Genomic DNA, 21,614 nt, shown 5'->3' on the forward strand with positions numbered 1-21,614 from the left:
GAGGACTCCCGGTCCGAAGGTCATCGCGTTCATGCCTGGACAGGTCGTCATCTTCGGCGCGTGGATGTGTGGGGCCTGGCTGCGTCGGCGCGCGGGCGTCCCGGTCCGGGGCCGCTGCCTCCGGGCCGCTCCGCGTTTGAGTCGCTGTGCGCCGTAGGCCCGCGGGTGTCCCGTCGCCCTGCCATGCCGCGCGGTGATCTCCTGCGAGGGCGATCTCCTGCCAGGCGTGGCGATCTTCTACGAGGTGCGGCGCTTTCCGCGGTCGTACGCGCCTTCTGCGGTCGTACGGCTGCGGGGGCACGCCCCGGTGCTACGCCGGCACAGCGCCCCTTCGGGGCGCCTCAGCGGGCGGCGGCCCGGCGCAGCACCTCGGAAGCGACGCCTCCCGTGCGCGGCAGCGGGGGCGTCCCACCGGTCAGGTCGAAGGGCTCCGCCGAGGAGTCCGCGTTGGGGCGGCGGCCACCGCGCCCCTCGCCGAGGACCTGCCAACCGTTATGCGTCAGCGTGATGTACGCGCCGCAGCGCAGCCCGTGCAAGGTGCAGGCGTCACGCAGGCCCCACATCCACGCTCCGTCCTCCTCCGTCCAACGGCCGTCCCCCTCACGGCAGTAGAGCAGCACGGCGGTCCGCACGGGCGTACGGCGACGCAGGTCGTGCGGGATGACGCGGCGGAGTTGGGCGAGCAGCGCGTTGCGGAACACCCAGCCGTCCGCGGGTACCGGACGCCGCGTGAACGAGGCGCTCGCCCGCAGCCGGTCGTCCGGGTCGAGGACGGCCACGACGGCCGTGGAGAGCCGTGGCCGGTGAAGGGCGTGCAGTTCGCCGACGACTTCCCGGGGGTTGCGCAGCAGGGGTATCCCGGCGGCTGCCCATTCTGCGGGCTCGAGCATGCGGGCCAGGGGATTGGCGGAAGCGGCGGACAGTTCGGCGGAGGCCGACATGGATGCCGCCGAGGACGGAGCGAATCCGAAGGTCACGATTCTCCCTTCGGCTACGCGCCCAGACTGCGGGCGGGGTCGGACTCGGGGGGCCCACACCGCGGTACAGCCCTGTCGGATCACGTGCGAGCCGTGCGGGGAGCGGAACCCCAATTCTTCCCGTCGAACTGGGATGCGGCAACGAGCAATTGGGGCCACCGGCCGGTTTGTGCTGGTCTGAGACCTATATCCCTGCCGACGGTCTGCATCAATGTGTTCCCGGGTGAAGGGCGGGTCACGCCTGCCGGGCGAGAACCAGTGGTCACACCCCGGTGAGCGGCGGGGAGTGCGGTCCGTCACGCGGGGCGAAGTGGCCGATTGTCCGTGCCGTCGGGTTGCATGGAGGTATGAACGTTCTGGAGCTGCGTGCCGAAGCCGACGCCATCCTCGCCGAGCTGGTCGGTGATCCTACGGGGTCGGCGCGGCTGCGGGAGGACCAGTGGCAGGCGGTGGCGGCCCTGGTGGTCGAGCGCCGTCGCGCGCTGGTGGTGCAGCGCACGGGATGGGGCAAGTCGGCGGTGTACTTCGTGGCCACCGCTCTGCTGCGCCGACGCGGCTCCGGCCCCACGGTGATCGTCTCGCCGCTGCTGGCGTTGATGCGCAACCAGGTCGAGTCGGCGGCACGGGCCGGCATCCACGCGCGCACCATCAACTCGGCCAACCCGGAGGAGTGGGAGACGATCCACGGGGAGGTCGAGCGCGGCGACGTCGATGTGCTCCTGGTAAGTCCCGAACGTCTGAATTCTGTTGATTTCCGGGAACAGATGCTGCCCAAGCTCGCGGCCACGACGGGCCTGCTGGTGGTGGACGAGGCGCACTGCATCTCCGACTGGGGCCACGACTTCCGGCCCGACTACCGCCGGTTGCGCACGATGCTCGCGGACCTGACCCCCGGCGTCCCGGTGCTGGCCACGACGGCGACGGCCAACGCCCGGGTCACGGCGGACGTGGCCGAGCAGCTGGGCACCAGCAGCGGCGAGGCACTGGTGCTGCGTGGCCCGCTCGACCGGGAGAGCCTGCGGCTGGGCGTGGTGCGGCTACCGGACGCCGCGCACCGGCTGGCCTGGCTCGCCGAGCATCTGGAAGAGCTGCCGGGTTCCGGGATCATCTACACGCTCACGGTGGCGGCGGCCGAGGAGGCGACCGCTTTCCTGCGGCAGCGCGGTCTCGAGGTGGCCTCGTACACGGGCCGGACGGAGAACGCCGACCGTCAGCAGGCGGAGGACGACCTGCTCCGGAACCGGGTCAAGGCGCTGGTGGCGACCTCCGCGCTGGGCATGGGCTTCGACAAGCCCGACCTGGGCTTCGTGGTGCACTTCGGTTCGCCGTCCTCGCCCATCGCCTACTACCAGCAGGTCGGCCGTGCCGGCCGCGGTGTGGAGCACGCCGAGGTGCTGTTGCTGCCGGGCAAGGAGGACGAGGCGATCTGGCGCTACTTCGCGGAGACCGCCTTTCCGCCGGAGGACCAGGTGCGCCGGACGCTCACGGTCCTCGCCGAGGCGGGACGCCCTGTGTCCGTGCCCGCCCTTGAGGCCTCGGTGGATCTTCGCCGCAGTCGGCTGGAGACGATGCTGAAGGTGCTGGACGTGGACGGCGCCGTACAGCGGGTGAAGGGCGGATGGATCGCCACGGGCGCCGACTGGGTGTACGACGCGGAGCGGTACGCGCGGGTGGCCCGGCAGCGTGCGATCGAGCAGCAGGCCATGCGCTCCTACGCCGACACCACCGAGTGCCGCATGGAGTTCCTGCGTCGCCAACTGGACGACGAGGAGGCCGCGCCGTGCGGCCGCTGCGACAACTGCGCGGGCGCCTGGGCCGACCCCGGCGTCTCGGCGGAGAGCCTGGCGGGGGCGACGAAGGAGCTGGGCCGCCCAGGTGTGGAGATCGAGCCGCGCCGGATGTGGCCGACCGGCATGCCCGCGCTGGGCGTCGACCTCAAGGGGCGCATCGCGGCCCAGGAACAGTGCTCGCCCGGCCGGGCCCTGGGGCGGCTCTCCGACATCGGCTGGGGCAACCGACTGCGCCCGCTGCTGTCCGAGCAGGCCCAGGACGGGCCCGTCCCCGAGGACGTGCTCAAGGCCGTGGTGACGGTCCTCGCCGACTGGGCGCGTTCTCCGGGCGGCTGGATGTCGGACGGCCCTGACGCCTCCCCCCGGCCGGTAGGGGTCGTCGCCGTACCGTCGCTGACCCGTCCCCAGCTGGTCGGGTCCCTCGCTCAGGGCGTCGCGAACATCGGGCGCCTGCCGTTCCTGGGCACCCTGGCCTACACCGACCCGAGCGGTGCGCACGCGGCACGGCGCAGCAACTCCGCTCAACGGCTCCGGGCACTGTCCGCCGCCTTCACCCTCCCCGGGGAGCTGGCCGACGCACTGGCCCGGACCCCGGGCCCTGTCCTGCTCGTGGACGACTGCACCGACTCCGGCTGGACCCTGGCCGTCGCCGCCCGCCTGCTGAGGCGGTCGGGGGCCGGTCAGGTCCTGCCACTGGTGCTCGCCGCGGCGGGCTGACGGTCCTGTACCGGCCTGACGGCACCATGGACTGAACCCGGTCCCGGTCTCAGGCGTCGTGCCGGTCTCAGGAGTCCGAGTCGGGCTGGTTCCTCGCCGCCGCGTACGCCTGGGACGGCGTCATGGGGACTCCGTCGAGGCTGACCGTCCGGTACGGGCTCACCTTGGCGCAGGTCTTGGCCTGGTCGGCGGTCTGGGCGTGGGCGTTGGAGACCGCGGCCCTCGTGTCGGCCGGTGCCGGCGCGGACGAGCCGCCGGGGTACGAGGTGCCGCTCGGCCAGTCGCTGCCGATCACGAGGGTCAGGCCCGTCCCGGTGCCCTGCTTCACATGCGAGGTGGGCAGACCCAGGGCCTTGGCGGCTGTCTGGGCCTCGCCCTGCTGCCCGGCTCCGTAGGTGAGGGTGGTGCTGCTCGCGGGGCTCGCCGCGTTGGCTGTGGTCGTGCCGGAGCTGAAGCCAGCGTCGGTGAGTGCGCCGGCGATGCCGGAGGCGCGGCCGGAGATGGTGGTGCCGTTCTCGACCGTGACGGCGATCTGGGACGCGGGCACGCTCGGGGCGGTGGCCTTGGCCGTCGAGGAGGCCGCCGCGGACTTCGCGCCGGAGCCGGTGGTCAGGGACTGGTCGTTGGCGATGGCGGCGAAGAGGGTCTTGGCGCCCTGGCCCACCACCACGCGGTCGCGGTTGGCCGGGTCTTGAGCGGTCTGCATGGTGGTGAAGGTCATCCGCTTCGTGGGGACCTTGTTCACGTCGTCCGCGAGCCCGATCAGCTTGTTGATGCTGCCGAGGCCGTCGTCCACGGTCAGTGCCTTGGTGGCGGCATCCGCGAGACCGTAGACCGCGGTGGGGTCGGTGAGCGTGCCCGCGCTCTTGAACTTCCGGATCATCGCGCTGAGGAAGATGTGCTGGGTGACGGTCCGCCCGAGGTCGTCGCCGGTACCGAAGCCATGCCGGGAGCGGACGAACTCCAGTGCCGCGACGCCCTTGAGGGTGTGGGCGCCCTTGGACAGCTTCAGGTGCGAGTAGGTGTCGTAGACGTTGTCGCTGACGCACACGGAGACGCCGCCGACCGCGTCGGACATCTTGACCACGCCGGAGAAGTCGAGCTTGACGAAGTGGTCGATGGGGATGCCGGTGAGCTGGTGGATGGTGGCCACCTGGCACGCGGGGCCGTACTGAAGCGCACTGTTGATCTGACCGTAGTAGCCGTTCGTGGTCTGGCCGGACGTGCTGTCCTTGCAGGCCGGGACGTTGGTCATGGTGTCACGGGGGATGCTCATGACGGTGGCGTTGGAGCGGTCGGCGGATATGTGCACCACCATCTCCACGTCCGCGTTCCCGCTGCCGGTCTGCACGCCGGTCTGCGAGCAGCCGCCGCCGAGCTTGCAGTCCTCCGCGCTGGTACGCCCGTCCGACCCCATGACCAGGATGTTGATCGGGGTGCGACCGAACGCGTCAGCCTTCTCCGAGCCGCCCTTGCCGTCCAGCGAGACGCTGTGGATGTTGTCGTTCAGGTGCTCGTAGAACCACCAGCCGACACCGGCCGTGCCCAGCACGACGATCGCCAGGCACAGTCCCACGATCCGCAGGACCCGCCTGCCGCGTCCGCCCGGCCGGGACCGCCGCGAGCCCGGGCCGCCGCGTGAGCGGGAGGCCGCTCGTGTCGCGGCCCGGCCACCCGGCAGGCGCGCTTCGTCAGGCGGGGCCGTTCGCTGTGCGACCACCCGGGCGTTGTGATTGCGCGTGGCCTGGCTGCCCGGGCCGTCCCACGGGTCGCTCATCTCCCACTCCCATGAACGGTCGGGCTCAGCAGGCCGGGCCGTCGGATGGGGGCCGGGCGTGCACGGCGGTGTACGGGCAGGTGAGACGCGGCGTGCGGACTTCACCTTGGTTGCGTAGTTGCGCAATCTAACAAATCCGTAGCCGGAGCAGCACAGCGCCAGCCGTAATTCACAAGTGAGGGATCTCATGGAACCAACACGGCATCCCACCACTCCGCACCCGCAAAGACGGATCGCGCCCCGCACGCTCCGCCCTGCCCGCGGCGTCGTGCCCCGCGGCCGTGGTGCTCTCAGCCACCGGTCCGGCGCAGCGAGTCCACCGGCGCGGAGGCTTGGTACGAGCGCACGGTCAGCTGCCCGAGCATCACGCGCACCACGGTCGCGATGTCGGGGTCGTCGACGTAGTAGACCTGCCGCCGACCCTCGCGACGGGACCGTACGAGCCCGGCGAGCTTCAGCTTCGCCAGATGCTGGCTGACCGCAGGCAGCGCACCACCGACGCGATCCGCGAGGTGCGTGACATCGCTCTCACGCTGGGACAGCGCCCACATGATGTGCAGCCGGGCCGGCGAGGCGAGCAGTCCGAACGCCGCGGCCGCCTCCGCCAGAACCTCGGCGGACGGGTCCTCGAAGCCACCGACGCTCTCCCCCACGGTCCTCTCCCGTTCCGCCCACATCACAGCCGCCGCACACGCGCCCACCCAGTGTAGGCGTCCGCCCTCGGCACACACGCGTTGCCGGGAGAGCCCCGGCCGCCCTCAGCGGACGGCCGGGCCGGATCACGACGGCATCGGCCGGTCGGTCCTCGTCGTGGTTTCGGTCATTCCTCTTCGTAGTAGTTGTTGACGACCACGTCCGGCTCGTCGTCGTCGAACGCCTCGTTCAGCAGCGCGCCACCGATCAGACCGGCCGCACCGGCGCCGATGAGCGCCCCGGCTCCGAAGCGCCGTCCGCCGCCCTGCTGGTGGTCGTGGTGGTCGTAGTGCTCTCCGTACTGCTGCGGGTATCCCTGCTGCGGATAGCCCTGCTGGGGATAACCCTGCGGCACCGCCTGCGGATAGCCCTGCTGGGGCGGCGTGTAGAACGGGGGAGGCGTGGTCTGCACCCGCTGCGCGCAGCCGCCGCACGTCTGGATCGGCCGGGGAACACCCCACTGCGGGGACCACGTCACGGTCGTCATGCCGGGGCCGTGGCTGGGGTCGAAGAAGCACGTCACGGAGGAACTCCCTGTAGGTTGCGGTGGTGCGACAGGCATCGGTGCAACCGGTGCAGCCGATGCGGGCGGCGGGACGACGCTCGGCGTCGGCACGGCGGGCGGGGGCGGCACGTATGTGCCGGTCTTCGTCTGAGGCGCGGGGGCGGGGTCCGGGTTCGGCGCCGTCTCCCGCAGTACGTCCACGCCGTAGTCGGCGGCGATGCCCGAGAGTCCGGCGGCATAGCCCTGGCCGATGGCGCGGAACTTCCACTCCGCGCCGTGTCGGTACAGCTCGCCGAAGACCAGCGCGGTCTCGTTCGACAGGCCGCCGGGCCGGAGGTCGTAGCGGGCCAGTTCGGCGCCCGATTCCTGGTCGAGGACGCGGATGTGGGCACGCTGCACCTGGCCGAAGCTGTGGCCGCGCGCCGCGCCCTCGTAGACGGACACCGAGAAGACGATCTTCGCGACCTGGTCCGGGACCCGGGCGAGGTCGATGTGGATCCGCTGGTCGTCTCCCTCGACGGGGCTTCCGTCTCCGGAGTGGCGGACCGCGCCGTCCGGGCTGGTCAGGTTGTTGAAGAAGACGAAGTGCTCGTCGGACAGCACCTTCCCGGACTCGTCGCACAGGAGCGCGCCGGCGTCCAGCTCGTATCCGGTGTTCGCATGCCAGCCCAGCCCGACCGTCACCGCAGTCAGGCCGGGGGCCTGTTGGCTCAGCGACACATTGCCGCCCTTGGCCAGGGACACACTCATGCACGTCCTCCGCAGCTGCTTCCGCTTCCCGCGCTCATCCTGATCAACGCGACCCTAGCTGCTTCAGTTCCCCGATTGCGCAAATGTCTTGATCATGTGACAGAACCTCAACGGCTCATTCCCAGGCGTCAGTCAGCTCTCGCCACGCCTCAGTGCCGCTCCTTACGCTTGCGCAACCAAGCAATACACAGCGACAGGCGTCCGGCGGACACCGCCGGGCCCCATCGACTGGAGGACGACGACGTGGGCATCATCGGCTGGATCATCCTGGGACTGCTCGCCGGAGCCATCGCCAAGATCCTGCTGCCCGGCCGTGACCCGGGTGGCCTGATCGGCACCACCCTCATCGGCATCGCGGGCGCCTTCGTCGGAGGCTGGCTGTCCGCCCGCTTCCTTCACCGCGCGGTGGAGAAGAACTTCTTCGACCTCTACACCTGGGGTGCGGCGATCGCCGGCTCCCTCGTCCTGCTGATCGGCTACCGCATCCTGTTCGGCAACTCCCGCGACTGACCCGAGGGCGTGGCAGTACGAGCCGACTGACCCTGAGGGTGTGGCAGTGACTGACCCTGAGGGTGTGGCAGTACGAGCGCCGAGCGCGTCGGCAGTCGCTGCCCGAGGTCCCGGCCACGCGAGGGGGTGACGTGCCGGGCCACCGCGAGTGAGGGGAGCGGGTGCCGGGGAGCCCGAGGGCGTTCAGGTAGGAAATGCCCCTGGGAGGTTTTGTGATGCGGGTGCGCAGAGCCCTGCTCGCCGGCGCGGCCGCCACCGCGCTGGCCCTCACGGTGCCGCTGGGCAGCGCCCATGCCGCCACCGGGTTCTTCCTGCACACCACGCAACCCGGGAACACCCGGTACATGTCGCACAACCTGCTCGACGACGTCTGCTGCAACGTCAGCGGACAGGGGCGCATCCTCAACGAGACCAACCGCAGCGTCGAGCTGTACGCGGATTCCGGCTGCCGTGGCAACGCCGAACAGACTCTTCCCCCCGACTCGGGGCAGGAGAACGCCGCGTTCGTGAGCGTGAGGTTTGTCCGGTCGGGCGCCGACAGCCGCGCGGCGCCCGCTCAGTAGCCTTTGGCGAAGTCGATGACGTACCACTTGCTCTTGGCGGCGTTGCAGATCGCGGTCAGGGAGTCCCGCTTGTTCGCCGTGGTCGTCAGCGTCACGGAGGAGACGGCCGAGCCCAGACCGAAGGCGGAGCCGAGGGTGAGGGGCCGGCTGTCGGTGGCGTCCTGGACGAGTTCCCAGGTGGCGACCCGTCCGTCGGTGGGGTTGGTGGGCGTGCCGAGTGTGCGGTTGCCGCCGAGCGTGACGCGGAAGAGGTTTCCCTGGGAGGCGTCGGTGGCGATGGTGGACACGTCGGTCAGCGTGACCGGGGCCGGCGCCGCTTTGGAGTCGACGTAGTCCTTGCGGGTCAGGTGCTGGGACTGGGCGGGGGAGGCGGTCGTGGAGACATCGCCGTCGTAGTACGCGGAGCCGGCGCCGTAGACGAAGCCGGCGGCGACGTGCCGCCCTGGGTGTCGTTGGTGTAGCCCGCCAGAGACAGTGGTTTGACGTTGCTCAAGTCCCCGAGGGAGGCGGAGCAGCCGGAGTCGACCACGATCGAGTTGGTGGCCGAGACGGTCGGCGTGTTCTCCGTGAAGCCGAAGACACTGACCGTGCGGGCGTTGCCGGTGACCCAGATGCTCGCGTTGGGGCTGGCGTAGGTGAAGCAGTTCCACAGTCCGACGCCCATCGCGGCGTTGATCTTCCAGCCGTAGCCGTCGTAGCCGGTTCCTCCGCTGTGGTGTCGTCGGCGTTTCCGTTGCCGGTCGTTCCGTAGTCCAGGACGTTGATCCAGTAGCTCGTGGCCACGCTGACTCCGTTCCGCACGCTCTTCGCGGACCGGCGTGCTGTCGGACGAGGAGGTCTTTTGCCGTCGCGTGGGAGGGCCGATCGGCACAACAGGGGGAGGAGTGCGACCGGATGGAGGATGGAGTGCCGAGCGGATGGCACAGTGCGAAATCCGTTGATTGCGCTTAGTTACGGCAGTCGGGTCGGCGGGTCACCGTAAGGACTGGCGAGTGTGAACGCCGTGGGATGACCGCTGTACCCGGGAAGGACGAGTGGAAGAGCCGCGACCAGGTGCCCGTCCGCCGCAGCCCCCACGTACCGTCCGACCCTGCCGCCCCTCGGCGCCCCGCCGTCGGCTCGCCGGCGATCGTCGCCGTTCTTCCGGCCCATGACGAGCAGTCCCGCCCGGCCGTCGTGATCGAGTCGGTCAGAGCACAGCACAGATCGGTCAGCCGCATCATCGTCATCGCCGACCGCTGCACCGACCGCACCGCCGCCATCGCCCGTCGGCACGGCTGCCAGGTCATCGAGACCGTCGGCAACAAGAACCTCAAGGCCGGTGCGCTCAACCAGGTCCTGCCCAAACTCCTCGACACACTCGATGAGGCGGAGCTCCTGCTGATCATGGATGCCGACTCCACGATCTGCCCGGAGTTCACCGCTGTCGCTCACCACTATCTGCATGCGCGCCTCGAAGTGGCCGCGATCGGGGGCGTGTTCTACGGCCAGGACGGAGCCGGACTCCTCGGAGCACTGCAACGTAACGAGTACGTCCGTTACGCCAGCGAAGTCGCCCGTCGCAAAGCCCGGGCCACCGTGCTCACCGGCACCGCCTCCGTCTTCCGCGCCAGCGTGCTGCGGGCCGTGGCCGCCGCACGTGGCACCCGCCTGCCGGGGCCGCAGGGCTGCGTCCACCCCGCAGCGCTGACCGAGGACAACGAGATCACCCTGGCCGTCAAACACCTCGGCTGGGTCACGCTATCCCCCCGCAGTTGCCGGGGCGTCACCGAGAGCATGCCCACCTGGCGTGAGTTCGTCCGCCAACGCCTGCGCTGGCAGCGCGGCACCCTGGAAAACCTGCAGATCTACGGCCTGACCCGCGTCACTCTGCCCTGCATCCTCAAGCAGTGCTCCATGTACTTCGGCATCGTGGCCGTCTCTCTCATGCTGTTCACCAGCGCACTGTTCGTCTACCTCGGCCTGTACACCGCACCCCACGGGTGGCTGTGGATCCCGTTGACCGTCTTCACCGCCGAGCGCATCTGGACCGTACGCCGCCAAGGGCTCAGGGCCATGGCTCTGGCAGCCTTATTGGTCCTCGAGTTCGCCTACGACGGCGTCCAGCAGTGGGTTCATATCCGTGCGGTCGCGGATGTGACGCGCCGTAAGAGCCATCAGTGGCACCACCTCGCCGGCGAGGAGCGATGACCCACGAAGTACGGAAAACTGACCTCCCTTCTCGCCTCGGCGGGCGCGTCAAGTCTCCCCGCCCTCCATGCCACTGCCTTCCGGCTGTGGTGGATCGTCATGACCCTCACGCTGCTCGCGGCCGCAGCAGCCCTATGGCGCCTCGTGCCTCGAACGACGGAGTAGGAGCCAGGCGCACGTTGATGTGAGCGCCGATCGCCGCCCTCCGACGGTGAGTGCGCCGTTCGGTTGGTCCACGGGCCCTTCGTATCACCGTGCAGCCTCATCGCGGCCTACCCGTGCACTACTGGAGTGACCGGCCGGCGGTCTTCCTTCGGATGTGCCTCTTGTGGCTGCGCGGTCGGCCTTCCTCAGGCAGGGCTGCACGGGTGTGCCGCTGCGGCTCAGGAACGACGAAAGGGCTCGCGGGTATGAAGGCAAGAGCACGTCTGAAGGCGATCGCGGGGGTGGTGAGCCGTCGCAGATGGATGTGCGCCTCCGCCGCGACGGCGCTGGCCCTGGTGACGACCCCCGGCGCGGTGGCGGCCGAACACGGCACCGGCGTACGTACCTGCCCCGTGATCCAGCAGTACGCCCGGACCGTTCATGTTCCGGGAGTGGCCGGCCCCCGTGGATTCCCGAGTGCCACGGGCGAGATCGACACCGGCCTTTGTGTACGCGAGGCCGTGCGCCTCACCGCGACGGGACTGATCACCGTCACCGGTATCGGCACTCCCACCTTCGGTCCCGGAGGTGATGCCACGCGGCTCGCCGGGCAGGGCTTCCCGCTGCAGGGGGTGCCCAGTTGGTCGCTGATCGGCCGGATCGGCAACGGGCCGTGGCAGTTCATCGGGGCGGGGCCGACAACGCTGGTGGGCCGTGGGGAACTGTTCCTCGCGGTGAACGACGACTACTTCTCCGACAACAGCGGGTTCTTCACGGCGACCCTGACTCGATGCGTGCGCACAGCTCCCTTCGGGTCCATCACGGGCGGCTTGGCGGACGCGCGGCTTCCGGGACTGGGCGTGCCCTGCTCTGACTGAGTAGGTGCTGCCGGGCCGGACCCGGAGTGCATGTGAAGGCCGCACCCGCACGGTGTGGCCTTCGCTGTGTTCGTCGGTCATGGCATCCATGCAACCCGATCCACCGGACATCGCGAGGTCGAGCCCCAGGGCCTGTGGACAACTCCTGGCGTGCGCATGGCCGCGGTTGTCCACAGCCCAAGCGGAACTTGAAGATCCGCGGGATGGTCGCGGCATGACGAACCACGACGAAGCGGCCGGCTGCTCCGGCATCGGTGACAGGGGTGGCCTCTCCCGCCACGACCGCGAGACGACGGCCCACGGCGGGCACGGACCCTCGGGACCGCAGGGCGAGCCCCAGGTCACCCTGCGCACACCGGCCGAGCTGGCCGACGCCCTGCCCTATCTGCTCGGGTACCGCCCCGAGGACAGCATCGTGCTGGTCGCGCTGCACGACCGGGAAAGGCGGGGGAGGTTCGGCGGGCGCGCACGGCTGGGTATCCCCACCCACCCCGACGACTGGCCGCCCGTGGCCGAGCAGTTGGCCCGCGGACTGGTGATCGGCAGTGAGCGCAGAGGCGCACCGCCCGAGAGCATGGTCGCCTACCTCGTCCAGGAACCCGAGAGTGGCGAAACGGGACGCGACGTGATGGAACGCCTCCGTCCGTTCGCCCAGTCGCTGCGCACGGCCTGCGGCAGCCTCGACGTCCCGGTGGTGGAGGCCCTGTGCATCTCCGACGGACGGTTCTGGTCGTACTGCTGCCCGAGCCCGGTCTGCTGCCCGCCCGAGGGACAGCCGATGGGCGTGCCGGGTACGTCGGTCCTGGCTGCCGCGGCGACCTATGCGGGGCTTCAAGTGCGCGGCAGTCTCAAGGAGTTCAGGGCCAGGCTGAGCCCGTGCGAGACGGAGGCCGCCCGCGTGCAGGTGGCCGCGCTGGACAGCGCGAATCGTGCGCTCGTCCCACGGATCCTCGACGGCGAAAGCCGCGCGGACGTGGCCGCGGACACGCTCGCACTGGCCGAGCGGGTGATGGCCCGGCTCGGCGCAGCACCATCCGTACCGGGTACGGATGCGGCGGACCTGCGCGACGACGCACTCCTGGCCCACGACGAGGCAGCGGCCCTGATCCTCGGTCTGCAGGACCGCACGACACGCGACCGGGCCGCGGAGTGGATGGAGGGTGCCGAGGCCGCTGTGGCACTACGCCTGTGGCGCTCCCTCGCCCGCCGCTGCGTCGGCCCGTACGGTGAGCACGCCGCGGCGCCCCTGACGCTCGCCGGATGGGTCGCCTGGTCGAGCGGCGACGAACTGGAGGCCCGTGAAGCCTTCGCCATGGCCTTGGGCGCGGACCCGGACTACCTCTTCGCCCGCCTGCTGCACCAGGCATGCAACGAGGGACTGGATCCGGAGACCGTCCGTCGTTGCTTGCGAGCGGAGCGAGCGGACCGAGCAGGACCGGACGAGACCGCGGCGATGACGCCGGGCCCCACCACCACGCCGACAGCCGACATGTCTGCCACCTCAGCACTCGACACATCTACGCCGTCACCACTGGACCCACCTGGCCCGTCACCACTCGACCCGCCCGCCCCGTCGGCACACGACACATCCGACTCGTCCCAGGCCGCGATCCAAGAGCGTCTCGAAGGCGCGGGACCCTCCACGCCACAGCGTGTCCCTGCCCGCAGGCGGCGCAGGGTGCGACTGGGGAGCGGGACCAGGTCGAGCCGCCCTTCGCCGGAGGCGTTCGATGCCCGCCGACGGAAGCCCAGCGACACCCCTGCCGGCGACGGGCCACATCGCGACGGGTCACCTCGGGCGGTCGAAGGCGCCGACAGTCGGCTGCTCAGGGCCCGTCGCGGTCTCGGCCGGCGTGCGGGGGAGGAGGCCACATGAGTGACTCCGGCCGTCCGTGGGACCACCGTTCGGTGGGCTTCCCCTCCCATGGGCGTGACCCCGTGCAGGTCCGTGGCGTTCACCGGAGTGGTGGAACCCGGGCCCGGGTCGCGCCACCCATCACCGCTCATGACCCTCCGGAGCCCCTCACCCGGTGCCGGCCGCGCCCGGGGCGCACAGGAAGCCGCCACATGTCCCTTCCCCCACCGCAGGGTCCGCCTCAGCGCCCGGCCGCTCCGGTACGTCGCATCGCCGACCTGCCGCCCGCCCACACCGCGCTGATCTGTGTCGCTCTGCCCGGACTGGCGATCTCCACCCATGAGGGGCAGCTGACCGGGCAAGGGCTGGAGGGGTTCTACCGGGCGGGCCGACGGGTGCTCTCCCGCTGCCGGCTGCGAGTGGCGGGGCGGGAGCCGCTCCCGGTGCAGGCCCGGATGGTGGGGGCCGACCGGGCCCGGTTCGTCAGCACCGTGCACGCGTCCCCGGACCCCGGACCCGACCCGGATGTCGTCGTGGAGCGCATCCGGTCCGCGGACGGCGTCGAACGGATCACCCTGTACAACGCGACCCCGCGCCCCCTGCGGCTGCCGGTGGAGGTGGCCCTCGGCGCGGACCTCGCGGATCTGGGTGCGATCGCCGCGGGCGACCCAGGGCCCGAACTCACCGCCAGCGTGCACGACTCGGCGCTGCGGTGGTCCGGTCCGAAGGGGGACTGCGCGGTCACCGTCGACCCGCCGCCCACCGATGCAGTCGCCTCCGCGGGTCTCCTGCGCTGGGACTGGGTGCTGCCGCCCGGGGGCACACGGAGTCTGGAACTGAGGGTGCGGCCGGACGGCACAGGACCGGCCAGGGCCGTGGGGCGCGCCGCGACGAGCCCCTTCGCGCAGGCCCGGGCCGGCGGAGACGACCCCAGAGTCGAGCCGTTTCTGCGTACCTGTGTCGAGGACCTGCGGGCCCTTCTCCTGTGTGACCCGCTGCACCCCTCCGACACCCATCTTGCGGCGGGCGCCCCCTGGCGCTGCGGACCTGCCCCCGCCGAGTCCCTGGCTGCGGCTCGGATGACGCTGCCGCTCGGCACTCGGCTCGCCGCGGGCACCCTGCGCATCCTGGCCCGCACCCAACTCGGGGGCCCGGGCCTCCGCTCGGGCATGCTCCCGGGCCCCCGACGGGACGCGGGGACGCACCTTCCGCCGAGTTGCACGGGCACCGAGGCCACCCTGCTGTTCCCCGTGCTCCTCGCGGAGGCCCGGCGCTGGGGGCTTCCGGAGCGGGAGACGGCAGACCTGCTGCCCGTGGCCGAGCACTGTCTGCGCTGGCTGCGCACCACCGTCGGCGACGGCGTCTACCTCCCCGATCCGCAGCCGGGCGGCTTGCTGCGCTGCGAGACCCAGGCCCATGCCCACCGGGCCGCGGTACTCGGTGCCGATCTGCTGGACGCGTACGGGCGTCCCGGCGGGGCGCACCTGCGTCAGTGGGCCGAGGAACTGCGCGACGCGTTCTGCGGGGACTTCTGGATCGAGGACCGGTCAGGTGGCAGACCGGCGGCCGCGCGTACCCGCGACGGACGACTGGTTCCGCACCTCGCGGCGGGCGCCGCCCATCTCCTCGACACCGGCCTGCTCGGTTCGGGCACGCAGGCGCCCGGACTGCTCGACAAGGTGAGGACCGAGCAACTCGCCCGGCTGCTCGCCGGGCCGGCCATGGACTCGGGCTGGGGACTGCGCGGCCTGGCCGCCACGGAGTCGGCGTACAACCCGTTCGGGCACCGCGGCGGAGCCGTGCGGGTCCCGGAGACCGCCGTCGCCGTCGCAGGGCTGGCAGCCGCAGGCTGCGAGAAGGAGGCGAGCGGGCTGCTGCACGGACTGCTGACCGCGGCGGAGGCATTCGGATACCGGCTGCCCGAGATGTTCGCCGGAGAACCGCGCACAGAAGGGGGCGCGCCCCTGCCGCATCCGGCTGCCTGCCGTCCGGCCGCCACGGCAGCCGCCGCCGGGGTGCTGCTTCTGACCGCGCTCGTCGGCATCCGCCCGGACGTCCCGGCCGGGACGGTGACCCTGAACCCGGTCCGCAGCGCGCCGCTCGGAGAGATCGTGCTGAGGGGACTGAGACTCGCGGGAGCCCCGCTCTCCGTGCGCGTCGGCCGCCTCGGCCTCGCGATGGTGGAGGAGGCGGCCGCCGGTCTGCAGCTGGGGGTGTGACCTCGGGAGACGCGCTCGTGGGTGGTGCACGGTGGCGGCCGGTGACGGCCGTAGCGGACGGATGTGGATCTACCGTCGAAGCGGTTGACGAAGGGAGTGTTTATCGTCAGGCAGACGACTATGATCGCGGCATGCCCTACGACCCGTCAGCCTTTCCCCCTTTCGCCGTCACCGTGGACCTGGTCGTGCTGACCGTGCGCCGCCATGCCCTGTGTGCGCTGGCGGTGCGGAGGGGGGAGCCGCCCTTCCAGGGGCGGTGGGCGCTCCCGGGTGGCTTCGTCAGGGCGGACGAGGACCTGGCGCAGGCGGCGGCGCGCGAGCTGGCCGAGGAGACGGGGCTGCGCGCACACGACCCGGCGGCACCGGCACAGGACAACGGCGCCCACCTGGAACAGCTCGCCACATACGGCGACCCCAAGCGCGACCCGCGAATGAGAGTGGTGAGCGTCGCTCATCTCGCGCTCGCCCCCGACCTGCCCGCACCCCGGGCCGGAGGAGACGCCAACAGCGCGCGCTGGGCGCCCGTGGAAGAGCTGTTGCAGCAGGGCGGCTACGGCAGGGACGGCGAGCAGGCGGCGCCGCTCGCCTTCGACCACGCGCAGATCCTGGCGGACGGTGTCGAGCGTGCCCGCTCGAAGATCGAGTACTCCTCGCTGGCCACCGCCTTCTGCCCGTCCGAGTTCACCGTCGGCGAGCTGCGACGGGTCTACGAGGCCGTGTGGGGCGTGGCGCTGGACCCGCGCAACTTCCATCGCAAGGTGACCGGCACGCCTGGCTTCCTCGTCCCCACGGGCGGTACGACGACCCGGCAGGGCGGCCGCCCCGCGCAACTGTTCCGCGCGGGCGGCGCCACACTGCTCAACCCTCCCATGCTGCGACCCGAGGTCTGATCACCGCTGCGGCCCGAGGTCCGAGCAGCGTGCCGACCCGCGCCTTCCGGCACGGGCCGCGCGGGACGGAAGCCGACGCCCCCGTCACGGTGACCGAAAAAGCAGACATATCGCGCTATCTTGCTTCGAGTGATCCAGGCGATCGGACTGACCGGCGATCCCCGTAAGGACCTGTCGCCCGTCGTCGACGATGTGTCCTTCGAGGCGCGCACAGGTCAGGTGACGGCGCTCCTCGGAGCCCGCGGTGCCGGCAAGACGACCGTGCTGAGGCTGATGCTCGAACTCCAACCGGGCCGCGGCATCACGTACTTCCGAGGCCGACCGCTGCACCGCCTCGCCCATCCCGCGCACGAAGTGGGAGTCCTCCTCGGAGACGTCCCCGGTCATCCCGCTCGGACGGTCCGCGGTCATCTGCGCATGCTGTGCGCTGCCGTAGGGGTGTCCGCGCGGCGCGCCGACGAAGTCCTCGAAGCGGTCGGCCTCATCGGTGTGCAGGACGAACGCCTGGACACCCTCTCGCGCGGCATGGACCGCCACCTCGGCCTCGCCTGCGCCCTGCTCGCCGATCCGCACAGCCTGGTGCTCGACGATCCGGCCGCCGGACTGTCCGCCCGGGAAGGCCGCTGGCTGCACGGCGTGCTGCGGGCGCACGCCGCTCGGGGCGGCACCGTCCTGTTCGCCACGGCCGACCCCAGGGAGGCCGCACTCACCGCCGACCGCGTCATCACGCTCGACGAGGGCCGGCTCGTCGCCGACCAGGAGGTCGCCGACTTCGCCCGCACCCGGCTGCGGCCCCGTGTGACCGTCCGCAGCCCGCACGCCGCGCGGCTCGGTGACCTCCTCGTCAAGGAGGCCAGAATCGCCCGGCGTTCCGTGGAGGTCGTCCACGAGGACGGCAACCGGCTGTCGGTGTACGGCAGTACATGTGCCGATGTCGGCGAGACCGCCTTCCAGCACGGCATCCCCGTCCATCAAATCGCCGACGAGATCGCCGACATGGGGCCGACCGCCGGTGCCGGGACGACACCGTCCGCGCCGACGGAGGCTCCGGAGCCGGGTGATCTGCCTCCGCTGCCGCCGCCCCTCGGCGTCCGGTCCGCCCCCGGCCCTCAGCACCCGCTGCGCTACGAACTGCGCCGCGCCACCGGGATCGGCACCGCCTCCCTCGTGGCGGCCGCCGTACTCGCCGTCTCCGCTGTCGTCTCCCTGCTCCTCGCCCGCACCGGGCAGGCCCCGCAGCACCGACTGCTGGTCGCCTGGCCGTGGCTGTTCCCGCTGCCGCCGGCGGCGCTCGGCGCCGGACTGCTCGGTGCCGTCGCCTTCGGGGACGAGTTCCGTCACCCCGCGCTGGCCGCGGATCGCGCCGGCGTCCCCCGCCGGCTGGGGCTGCTCGCCGCGAAGCTCCTCGTCACCGGGGCGACGGCGGTGGCACTGGCCTTTCTCACCGTGGGTTTCGACTTCGAGGTGCTCTCCGTCGTCTACGGACGGAAGGCCGCCGAGGTTCCCGCCGACTGGCTCACCATCGGGGCGAGTTGGGCCGGGATGGTCGTGGGATGCGCCTGGGCCGGGGTGCTTGCCGCCGGCATCTTCCGGTCCACGACCGCCGGGCTCGCCGCCGTGCTGGCGGTGCCCGTGGTCGTCGTACCCGTGGTGCGGAACGCGCTGGAGGCAGGGTCCGTCGGGACCGCGGCGGGGTTTGCCGCGCGGTTGCGGGAGGCGGTGCTGTCTCAATGGCCGTTCGGCGGGGAGCGGTATCTGGCCGCCGCGGTGCGGATGATCGCCCAACCCGTGGGTGGCGCACTGGCCTTGTCCCTGGCCGCGCTGCTCGGCGCCTACCTGCTCACCACCCTGCGAGGCAGGGCCCGATGAACACCGTCCGTGTCGATCTGTATCTTCCCTGTGCGTAAGTTCCTCGGAGAAAGCCCATTTCTTTCCGATAAGGCGTCAATTGCGACAGGGTGAGCGATCACCCTTTCGTGTGCTTTTCACCAAAGACCTCAAGGGAGTTGGAGAGGGCGCCGACAAAGGATCCGTGAGTACCCTTGCGCACACCATGATGACCGCCGCCCGTTCAGCAGACTCCGGCCTTGCCGGACCGGGCGAACTCGACCGCTACCCCTATGCCGAGGCGCCCTCCCCCGACCGCGTCGGCACGCCCTCCTGGGAGGGCGCGGAACAGGAACTGGGCCGCGTCGGCCGACGCGCCGCGGGCAGCCGCGGACGCGGCCTGCACGGCCAACTCGTCCAGCAACTCGGCCAGATGATCGTCTCCGGTGATCTCGGCGCGGACCGCCCGCTGGTGCCCGAGGAGATCGGCCAGCGCTTCGAGGTCTCCCGCACCGTCGTCCGTGAGTCGCTGCGGGTCCTGGAGGCCAAGGGCCTGGTCAGCGCCCGCCCGAACGTCGGCACGCGCGTGCGCCCCGTGAGCGACTGGAACCTCCTCGATCCGGACATCATCGAGTGGCGGGCCTTCGGGCCACAGCGCGACGACCAGCGCCGCGAGCTCAGCGAGCTGCGCTGGACCATCGAGCCGCTCGCGGCGCGCCTCGCCGCCGGGCACGGGCGCGAGGAGGTGCAGCAGCGGCTCGGCGACATGGTCGAGATCATGGGCCACGCCATGGGCCAGGGCGACTCCCTGACCTTCACGCGCGCCGACGCGGAGTTCCACTCGCTGCTCATCCAGGTCGCCGGCAACCGGATGCTGGAGCACCTCTCGGGGATCGTCTCGGCCGCCCTCCAGGTCTCCGGTGGCCCGGTCACCGGCTGCGAGCGCCCGAACGACGCGGCCCTGGCCCAGCACAGCCGGATCGTGGACGCGCTCGCCTCGGGCGACGGTGCGGCCGCCGAGGGGGCGATGCGTCAACTGCTCACCGTCCACCCCGAGGTGGAGCGCGTGGTGCCCGCGCCTCGCGAGCACTGATCCGCGACCCGCGGCCGGTGTGAACGGGGCAGGGCTCCTCGCCGGGCCCTACCCGTCCCCGCCGCGCCGGGCGCCGATCTCCCGCCGTCGGGCTCCGTCGGATCCTTCAGGGGCCCGGCGGAGCCCGACGGAGGCCGGTGGCGGCCCGCGGCACCGTCGGCCGGAGGTGCCGCGGTGGATGTCCGCCGCCGGGTCCCGGTCGCCGGTGGAATCCGGGGAGGATGCTCCCGGCCATGGACTCCCGCCGTCGGTCATGGATTTCAAGGGCGGTCGCGGGGCATCTATGAGGGAGGGGCCCGGCGCCGCGAGGACCGAGACGTCGATCATGAAAGCAATCGATCACCTCTGCCCACATCTGGGCGTTTTTAAGCGGTTACGGGGTGTGACTCGGGCCACGCAGATTGGGCGTAACGCTCGCCGGAACTGCGCGATGACCTAAGAGGTGATAGCCGAGGAAGGAATGCGGACGCCGTTCACGGCGCTGTCGATCTCCCCGGCCCCCGCCCGCGCCGTCGGCCCATCCCCAAGCCGGCGGTCGGCCCCTGTCCGTCGTGGACGGGGCCGGAAGCCGTTTTCCAACGTTCCGAGAGGTTGTTCGTGTCGGCCAGCACATCCCGTACGCTCCCGCCGGAGATCGCCGAGTCCGTCTCTGTCATGGCTCTCATTGAGCGGGGAAAGGCTGAGGGGCAGATCGCCGGCGACGATGTGCGTCGGGCCTTCGAAGCTGACCAGATTCCGGCCACTCAGTGGAAGAACGTACTGCGCAGCCTCAACCAGATCCTCGAGGAAGAGGGTGTGACGCTGATGGTCAGTGCCGCAGAGCCCAAGCGCACCCGCAAGAGCGTCGCAGCGAAGAGTCCGGCCAAGCGCACCGCTACCAAGACCGTCGCGGCGAAGCCGGTGACCACCAAGAAGGCCGCCGCCCCTGCCGCTCCGGCCGTGCCGGTCGCCGACGACCCGGCTGAGGACGCGTCCGTCAAGAAGGCCGCTGCCAAGAAGACGGCCGCCAAGAAGACCGTGGCGAAGAAGGCCGTCGCCAAGAAGACGGTAGCGAAGAAGACGACCGCCAAGAAGGACGACGCCGAGCTCCTCGAAGAGGAGGTCCTCGAGGAGGCCAAGGGCGGCGGCGAGGAGCCCGAGGGTGCCGAGAGCGCCGGCTTCGTGCTCTCCGACGAGGACGAGGACGACGCGCCCGCGCAGCAGGTCGCCGCGGCCGGTGCCACCGCCGACCCGGTCAAGGACTACCTCAAGCAGATCGGCAAGGTCCCCCTGCTCAACGCTGAGCAGGAGGTGGAGCTCGCCAAGCGCATCGAGGCCGGACTGTTCGCCGAGGACAAGCTGGCCAACGCGGACAAGCTCGCCCCCAAGCTCAAGCGCGAGCTGGAGATCATCGCCGAGGACGGCCGCCGTGCCAAGAACCACCTCCTGGAGGCCAACCTCCGTCTGGTGGTCTCCCTGGCCAAGCGCTACACCGGCCGCGGCATGCTCTTCCTGGACCTCATCCAGGAAGGCAACCTCGGTCTGATCCGTGCGGTCGAGAAGTTCGACTACACCAAGGGCTACAAGTTCTCCACGTACGCCACCTGGTGGATCCGTCAGGCGATCACCCGCGCGATGGCCGACCAGGCCCGCACCATCCGTATCCCGGTGCACATGGTCGAGGTCATCAACAAGCTCGCCCGCGTCCAGCGCCAGATGCTCCAGGACCTGGGTCGCGAGCCCACCCCGGAGGAGCTGGCCAAGGAACTCGACATGACCCCGGAGAAGGTCATCGAGGTCCAGAAGTACGGCCGTGAGCCGATCTCCCTCCACACCCCGCTGGGTGAGGACGGCGACAGCGAGTTCGGTGACCTCATCGAGGACTCCGAGGCGGTTGTCCCGGCCGACGCGGTCAGCTTCACGCTTCTCCAGGAGCAGCTGCACTCCGTGCTCGACACCCTGTCGGAGCGCGAGGCGGGCGTCGTCTCGATGCGCTTCGGTCTCACCGACGGTCAGCCGAAGACCCTCGACGAGATCGGCAAGGTGTACGGCGTCACGCGTGAGCGTATCCGCCAGATCGAGTCCAAGACGATGTCGAAGCTGCGTCATCCGTCGCGCTCCCAGGTGCTGCGCGACTACCTCGACTAGGCCTCGGCCGACAGCGACGAGGGGCCGGTTCCCGGGGAACCGGCCCCTCTGCGTGTGCGCGATCCGGCGAGCTGGATCACTGTGGGTGTTCCATCGGTACGTCACAGTG

Annotated in this window: 17 protein-coding genes; 11 read left to right on the top strand and 6 right to left on the bottom strand. The window is 71.0% G+C overall.

Annotated features, from left to right (window positions below):
* Window positions 1-341: 341 nt before the first annotated feature.
* The gene (locus ACFYX0_RS29175) at window positions 342-977 is read right to left on the bottom strand and encodes a hypothetical protein (RefSeq protein WP_388974423.1); all 636 of its coding nucleotides are present in this window, start codon (window positions 975-977) and stop codon (window positions 342-344) included.
* Window positions 978-1,324: 347 nt separating this feature from the next.
* On the opposite strand from ACFYX0_RS29175, the gene ACFYX0_RS29180 reads away from it, so the two are divergent.
* Window positions 1,325-3,484 carry a RecQ family ATP-dependent DNA helicase gene (locus ACFYX0_RS29180; protein WP_388974425.1) on the top strand — a complete coding sequence of 720 codons (2,160 nt, stop codon included), beginning with the start codon at window positions 1,325-1,327 and terminating at the stop codon, window positions 3,482-3,484.
* Between the two features lie 67 nt (window positions 3,485-3,551).
* On the opposite strand, the gene ACFYX0_RS29185 is transcribed toward ACFYX0_RS29180, so the two are convergent.
* From ACFYX0_RS29185 to ACFYX0_RS29195, 3 genes are all read right to left on the bottom strand, one after another.
* Window positions 3,552-5,261: an LCP family protein gene (locus ACFYX0_RS29185; protein ID WP_388974426.1), complete on the bottom strand. Its 1,710-nt coding sequence runs from the start codon at window positions 5,259-5,261 to the stop codon at window positions 3,552-3,554.
* A gap of 290 nt (window positions 5,262-5,551) precedes the next feature.
* Window positions 5,552-5,938 (bottom strand): ArsR/SmtB family transcription factor, encoded by a 387-nt coding sequence (locus ACFYX0_RS29190; RefSeq protein ID WP_388974428.1) that lies wholly within the window; start codon window positions 5,936-5,938, stop codon window positions 5,552-5,554.
* 143 nt (window positions 5,939-6,081) lie between these two features.
* Window positions 6,082-7,209 (bottom strand): TerD family protein, encoded by a 1,128-nt coding sequence (locus tag ACFYX0_RS29195; protein ID WP_388974429.1) that lies wholly within the window; start codon window positions 7,207-7,209, stop codon window positions 6,082-6,084.
* A gap of 243 nt (window positions 7,210-7,452) precedes the next feature.
* Between ACFYX0_RS29195 and ACFYX0_RS29200 the strand changes: the two genes are divergently transcribed.
* Window positions 7,453-7,719 carry a GlsB/YeaQ/YmgE family stress response membrane protein gene (locus ACFYX0_RS29200; RefSeq protein ID WP_355910494.1) on the top strand — a complete coding sequence of 89 codons (267 nt, stop codon included), beginning with the start codon at window positions 7,453-7,455 and terminating at the stop codon, window positions 7,717-7,719.
* Between the two features lie 215 nt (window positions 7,720-7,934).
* Window positions 7,935-8,282, top strand: a complete 348-nt coding sequence (locus ACFYX0_RS29205) for a hypothetical protein (RefSeq protein WP_388974430.1) — start codon at window positions 7,935-7,937, stop codon at window positions 8,280-8,282.
* On the opposite strand, the gene ACFYX0_RS29210 is transcribed toward ACFYX0_RS29205, so the two are convergent.
* Window positions 8,276-8,569: a hypothetical protein gene (locus ACFYX0_RS29210; RefSeq protein ID WP_388974432.1), complete on the bottom strand. Its 294-nt coding sequence runs from the start codon at window positions 8,567-8,569 to the stop codon at window positions 8,276-8,278. The two genes, ACFYX0_RS29205 and ACFYX0_RS29210, sit on opposite strands and share 7 nt — an antisense overlap.
* Before the next feature lie 56 nt (window positions 8,570-8,625).
* The gene (locus tag ACFYX0_RS29215; RefSeq protein WP_388974434.1) at window positions 8,626-8,946 is read right to left on the bottom strand and encodes a hypothetical protein; all 321 of its coding nucleotides are present in this window, start codon (window positions 8,944-8,946) and stop codon (window positions 8,626-8,628) included.
* 344 nt (window positions 8,947-9,290) lie between these two features.
* Between ACFYX0_RS29215 and ACFYX0_RS29220 the strand changes: the two genes are divergently transcribed.
* The 8 genes from ACFYX0_RS29220 (at window position 9,291) to ACFYX0_RS29255 (ending at window position 21,505) form a co-directional block, all read left to right on the top strand.
* A complete protein-coding gene (locus ACFYX0_RS29220) occupies window positions 9,291-10,472 on the top strand; it encodes a glycosyltransferase family 2 protein (RefSeq protein ID WP_388974436.1) in 1,182 nt (393 codons plus the stop codon).
* A 410-nt stretch (window positions 10,473-10,882) separates the two neighbouring features.
* Entirely contained in the window at window positions 10,883-11,494 is a 612-nt protein-coding gene (locus tag ACFYX0_RS29225) for a hypothetical protein (protein WP_388974438.1), read from the top strand.
* A 214-nt stretch (window positions 11,495-11,708) separates the two neighbouring features.
* Window positions 11,709-13,370 carry a DUF4192 domain-containing protein gene (locus tag ACFYX0_RS29230; protein ID WP_388974440.1) on the top strand — a complete coding sequence of 554 codons (1,662 nt, stop codon included), beginning with the start codon at window positions 11,709-11,711 and terminating at the stop codon, window positions 13,368-13,370.
* A 191-nt stretch (window positions 13,371-13,561) separates the two neighbouring features.
* The gene (locus ACFYX0_RS29235) at window positions 13,562-15,568 is read left to right on the top strand and encodes a glycogen debranching N-terminal domain-containing protein (protein ID WP_388974442.1); all 2,007 of its coding nucleotides are present in this window, start codon (window positions 13,562-13,564) and stop codon (window positions 15,566-15,568) included.
* Window positions 15,569-15,699: 131 nt separating this feature from the next.
* Window positions 15,700-16,458, top strand: a complete 759-nt coding sequence (locus ACFYX0_RS29240) for an NUDIX hydrolase (RefSeq protein WP_311691835.1) — start codon at window positions 15,700-15,702, stop codon at window positions 16,456-16,458.
* A 129-nt stretch (window positions 16,459-16,587) separates the two neighbouring features.
* A complete protein-coding gene (locus tag ACFYX0_RS29245) occupies window positions 16,588-18,327 on the top strand; it encodes an ATP-binding cassette domain-containing protein (protein WP_388974444.1) in 1,740 nt (579 codons plus the stop codon).
* A gap of 163 nt (window positions 18,328-18,490) precedes the next feature.
* Window positions 18,491-19,378 (top strand): FadR/GntR family transcriptional regulator, encoded by an 888-nt coding sequence (locus ACFYX0_RS29250; RefSeq protein WP_355910401.1) that lies wholly within the window; start codon window positions 18,491-18,493, stop codon window positions 19,376-19,378.
* Between the two features lie 597 nt (window positions 19,379-19,975).
* Entirely contained in the window at window positions 19,976-21,505 is a 1,530-nt protein-coding gene (locus ACFYX0_RS29255; protein ID WP_388974446.1) for an RNA polymerase sigma factor, read from the top strand.
* Window positions 21,506-21,614 lie beyond the last annotated feature (109 nt).

Origin of the sequence: Streptomyces sp. NPDC002573 (assembly GCF_042889625.1) — a bacterium.
Classification (GTDB): Bacteria; Actinomycetota; Actinomycetes; order Streptomycetales; family Streptomycetaceae; genus Streptomyces; species Streptomyces gibsoniae.

Bases quoted from the DNA above. Each gene is read 5' to 3' on its own strand.
- ACFYX0_RS29195 (WP_388974429.1), bottom strand. From the start codon at position 7,209: ATGAGTGTGTCCCTGGCCAAGGGCGGCAATGTGTCGCTGAGCCAACAG.
- ACFYX0_RS29180 (WP_388974425.1), top strand. From the start codon at position 1,325: ATGAACGTTCTGGAGCTGCGTGCCGAAGCCGACGCCATCCTCGCCGAG.
- ACFYX0_RS29190 (WP_388974428.1), bottom strand. From the start codon at position 5,938: ATGTGGGCGGAACGGGAGAGGACCGTGGGGGAGAGCGTCGGTGGCTTC.
- ACFYX0_RS29225 (WP_388974438.1), top strand. From the start codon at position 10,883: ATGAAGGCAAGAGCACGTCTGAAGGCGATCGCGGGGGTGGTGAGCCGT.
- ACFYX0_RS29215 (WP_388974434.1), bottom strand. From the start codon at position 8,946: ATGGGCGTCGGACTGTGGAACTGCTTCACCTACGCCAGCCCCAACGCG.
- ACFYX0_RS29220 (WP_388974436.1), top strand. From the start codon at position 9,291: ATGACCGCTGTACCCGGGAAGGACGAGTGGAAGAGCCGCGACCAGGTG.
- ACFYX0_RS29230 (WP_388974440.1), top strand. From the start codon at position 11,709: ATGACGAACCACGACGAAGCGGCCGGCTGCTCCGGCATCGGTGACAGG.
- ACFYX0_RS29240 (WP_311691835.1), top strand. From the start codon at position 15,700: ATGCCCTACGACCCGTCAGCCTTTCCCCCTTTCGCCGTCACCGTGGAC.
- ACFYX0_RS29235 (WP_388974442.1), top strand. From the start codon at position 13,562: ATGTCCCTTCCCCCACCGCAGGGTCCGCCTCAGCGCCCGGCCGCTCCG.
- ACFYX0_RS29185 (WP_388974426.1), bottom strand. From the start codon at position 5,261: ATGAGCGACCCGTGGGACGGCCCGGGCAGCCAGGCCACGCGCAATCAC.
- ACFYX0_RS29205 (WP_388974430.1), top strand. From the start codon at position 7,935: ATGCGGGTGCGCAGAGCCCTGCTCGCCGGCGCGGCCGCCACCGCGCTG.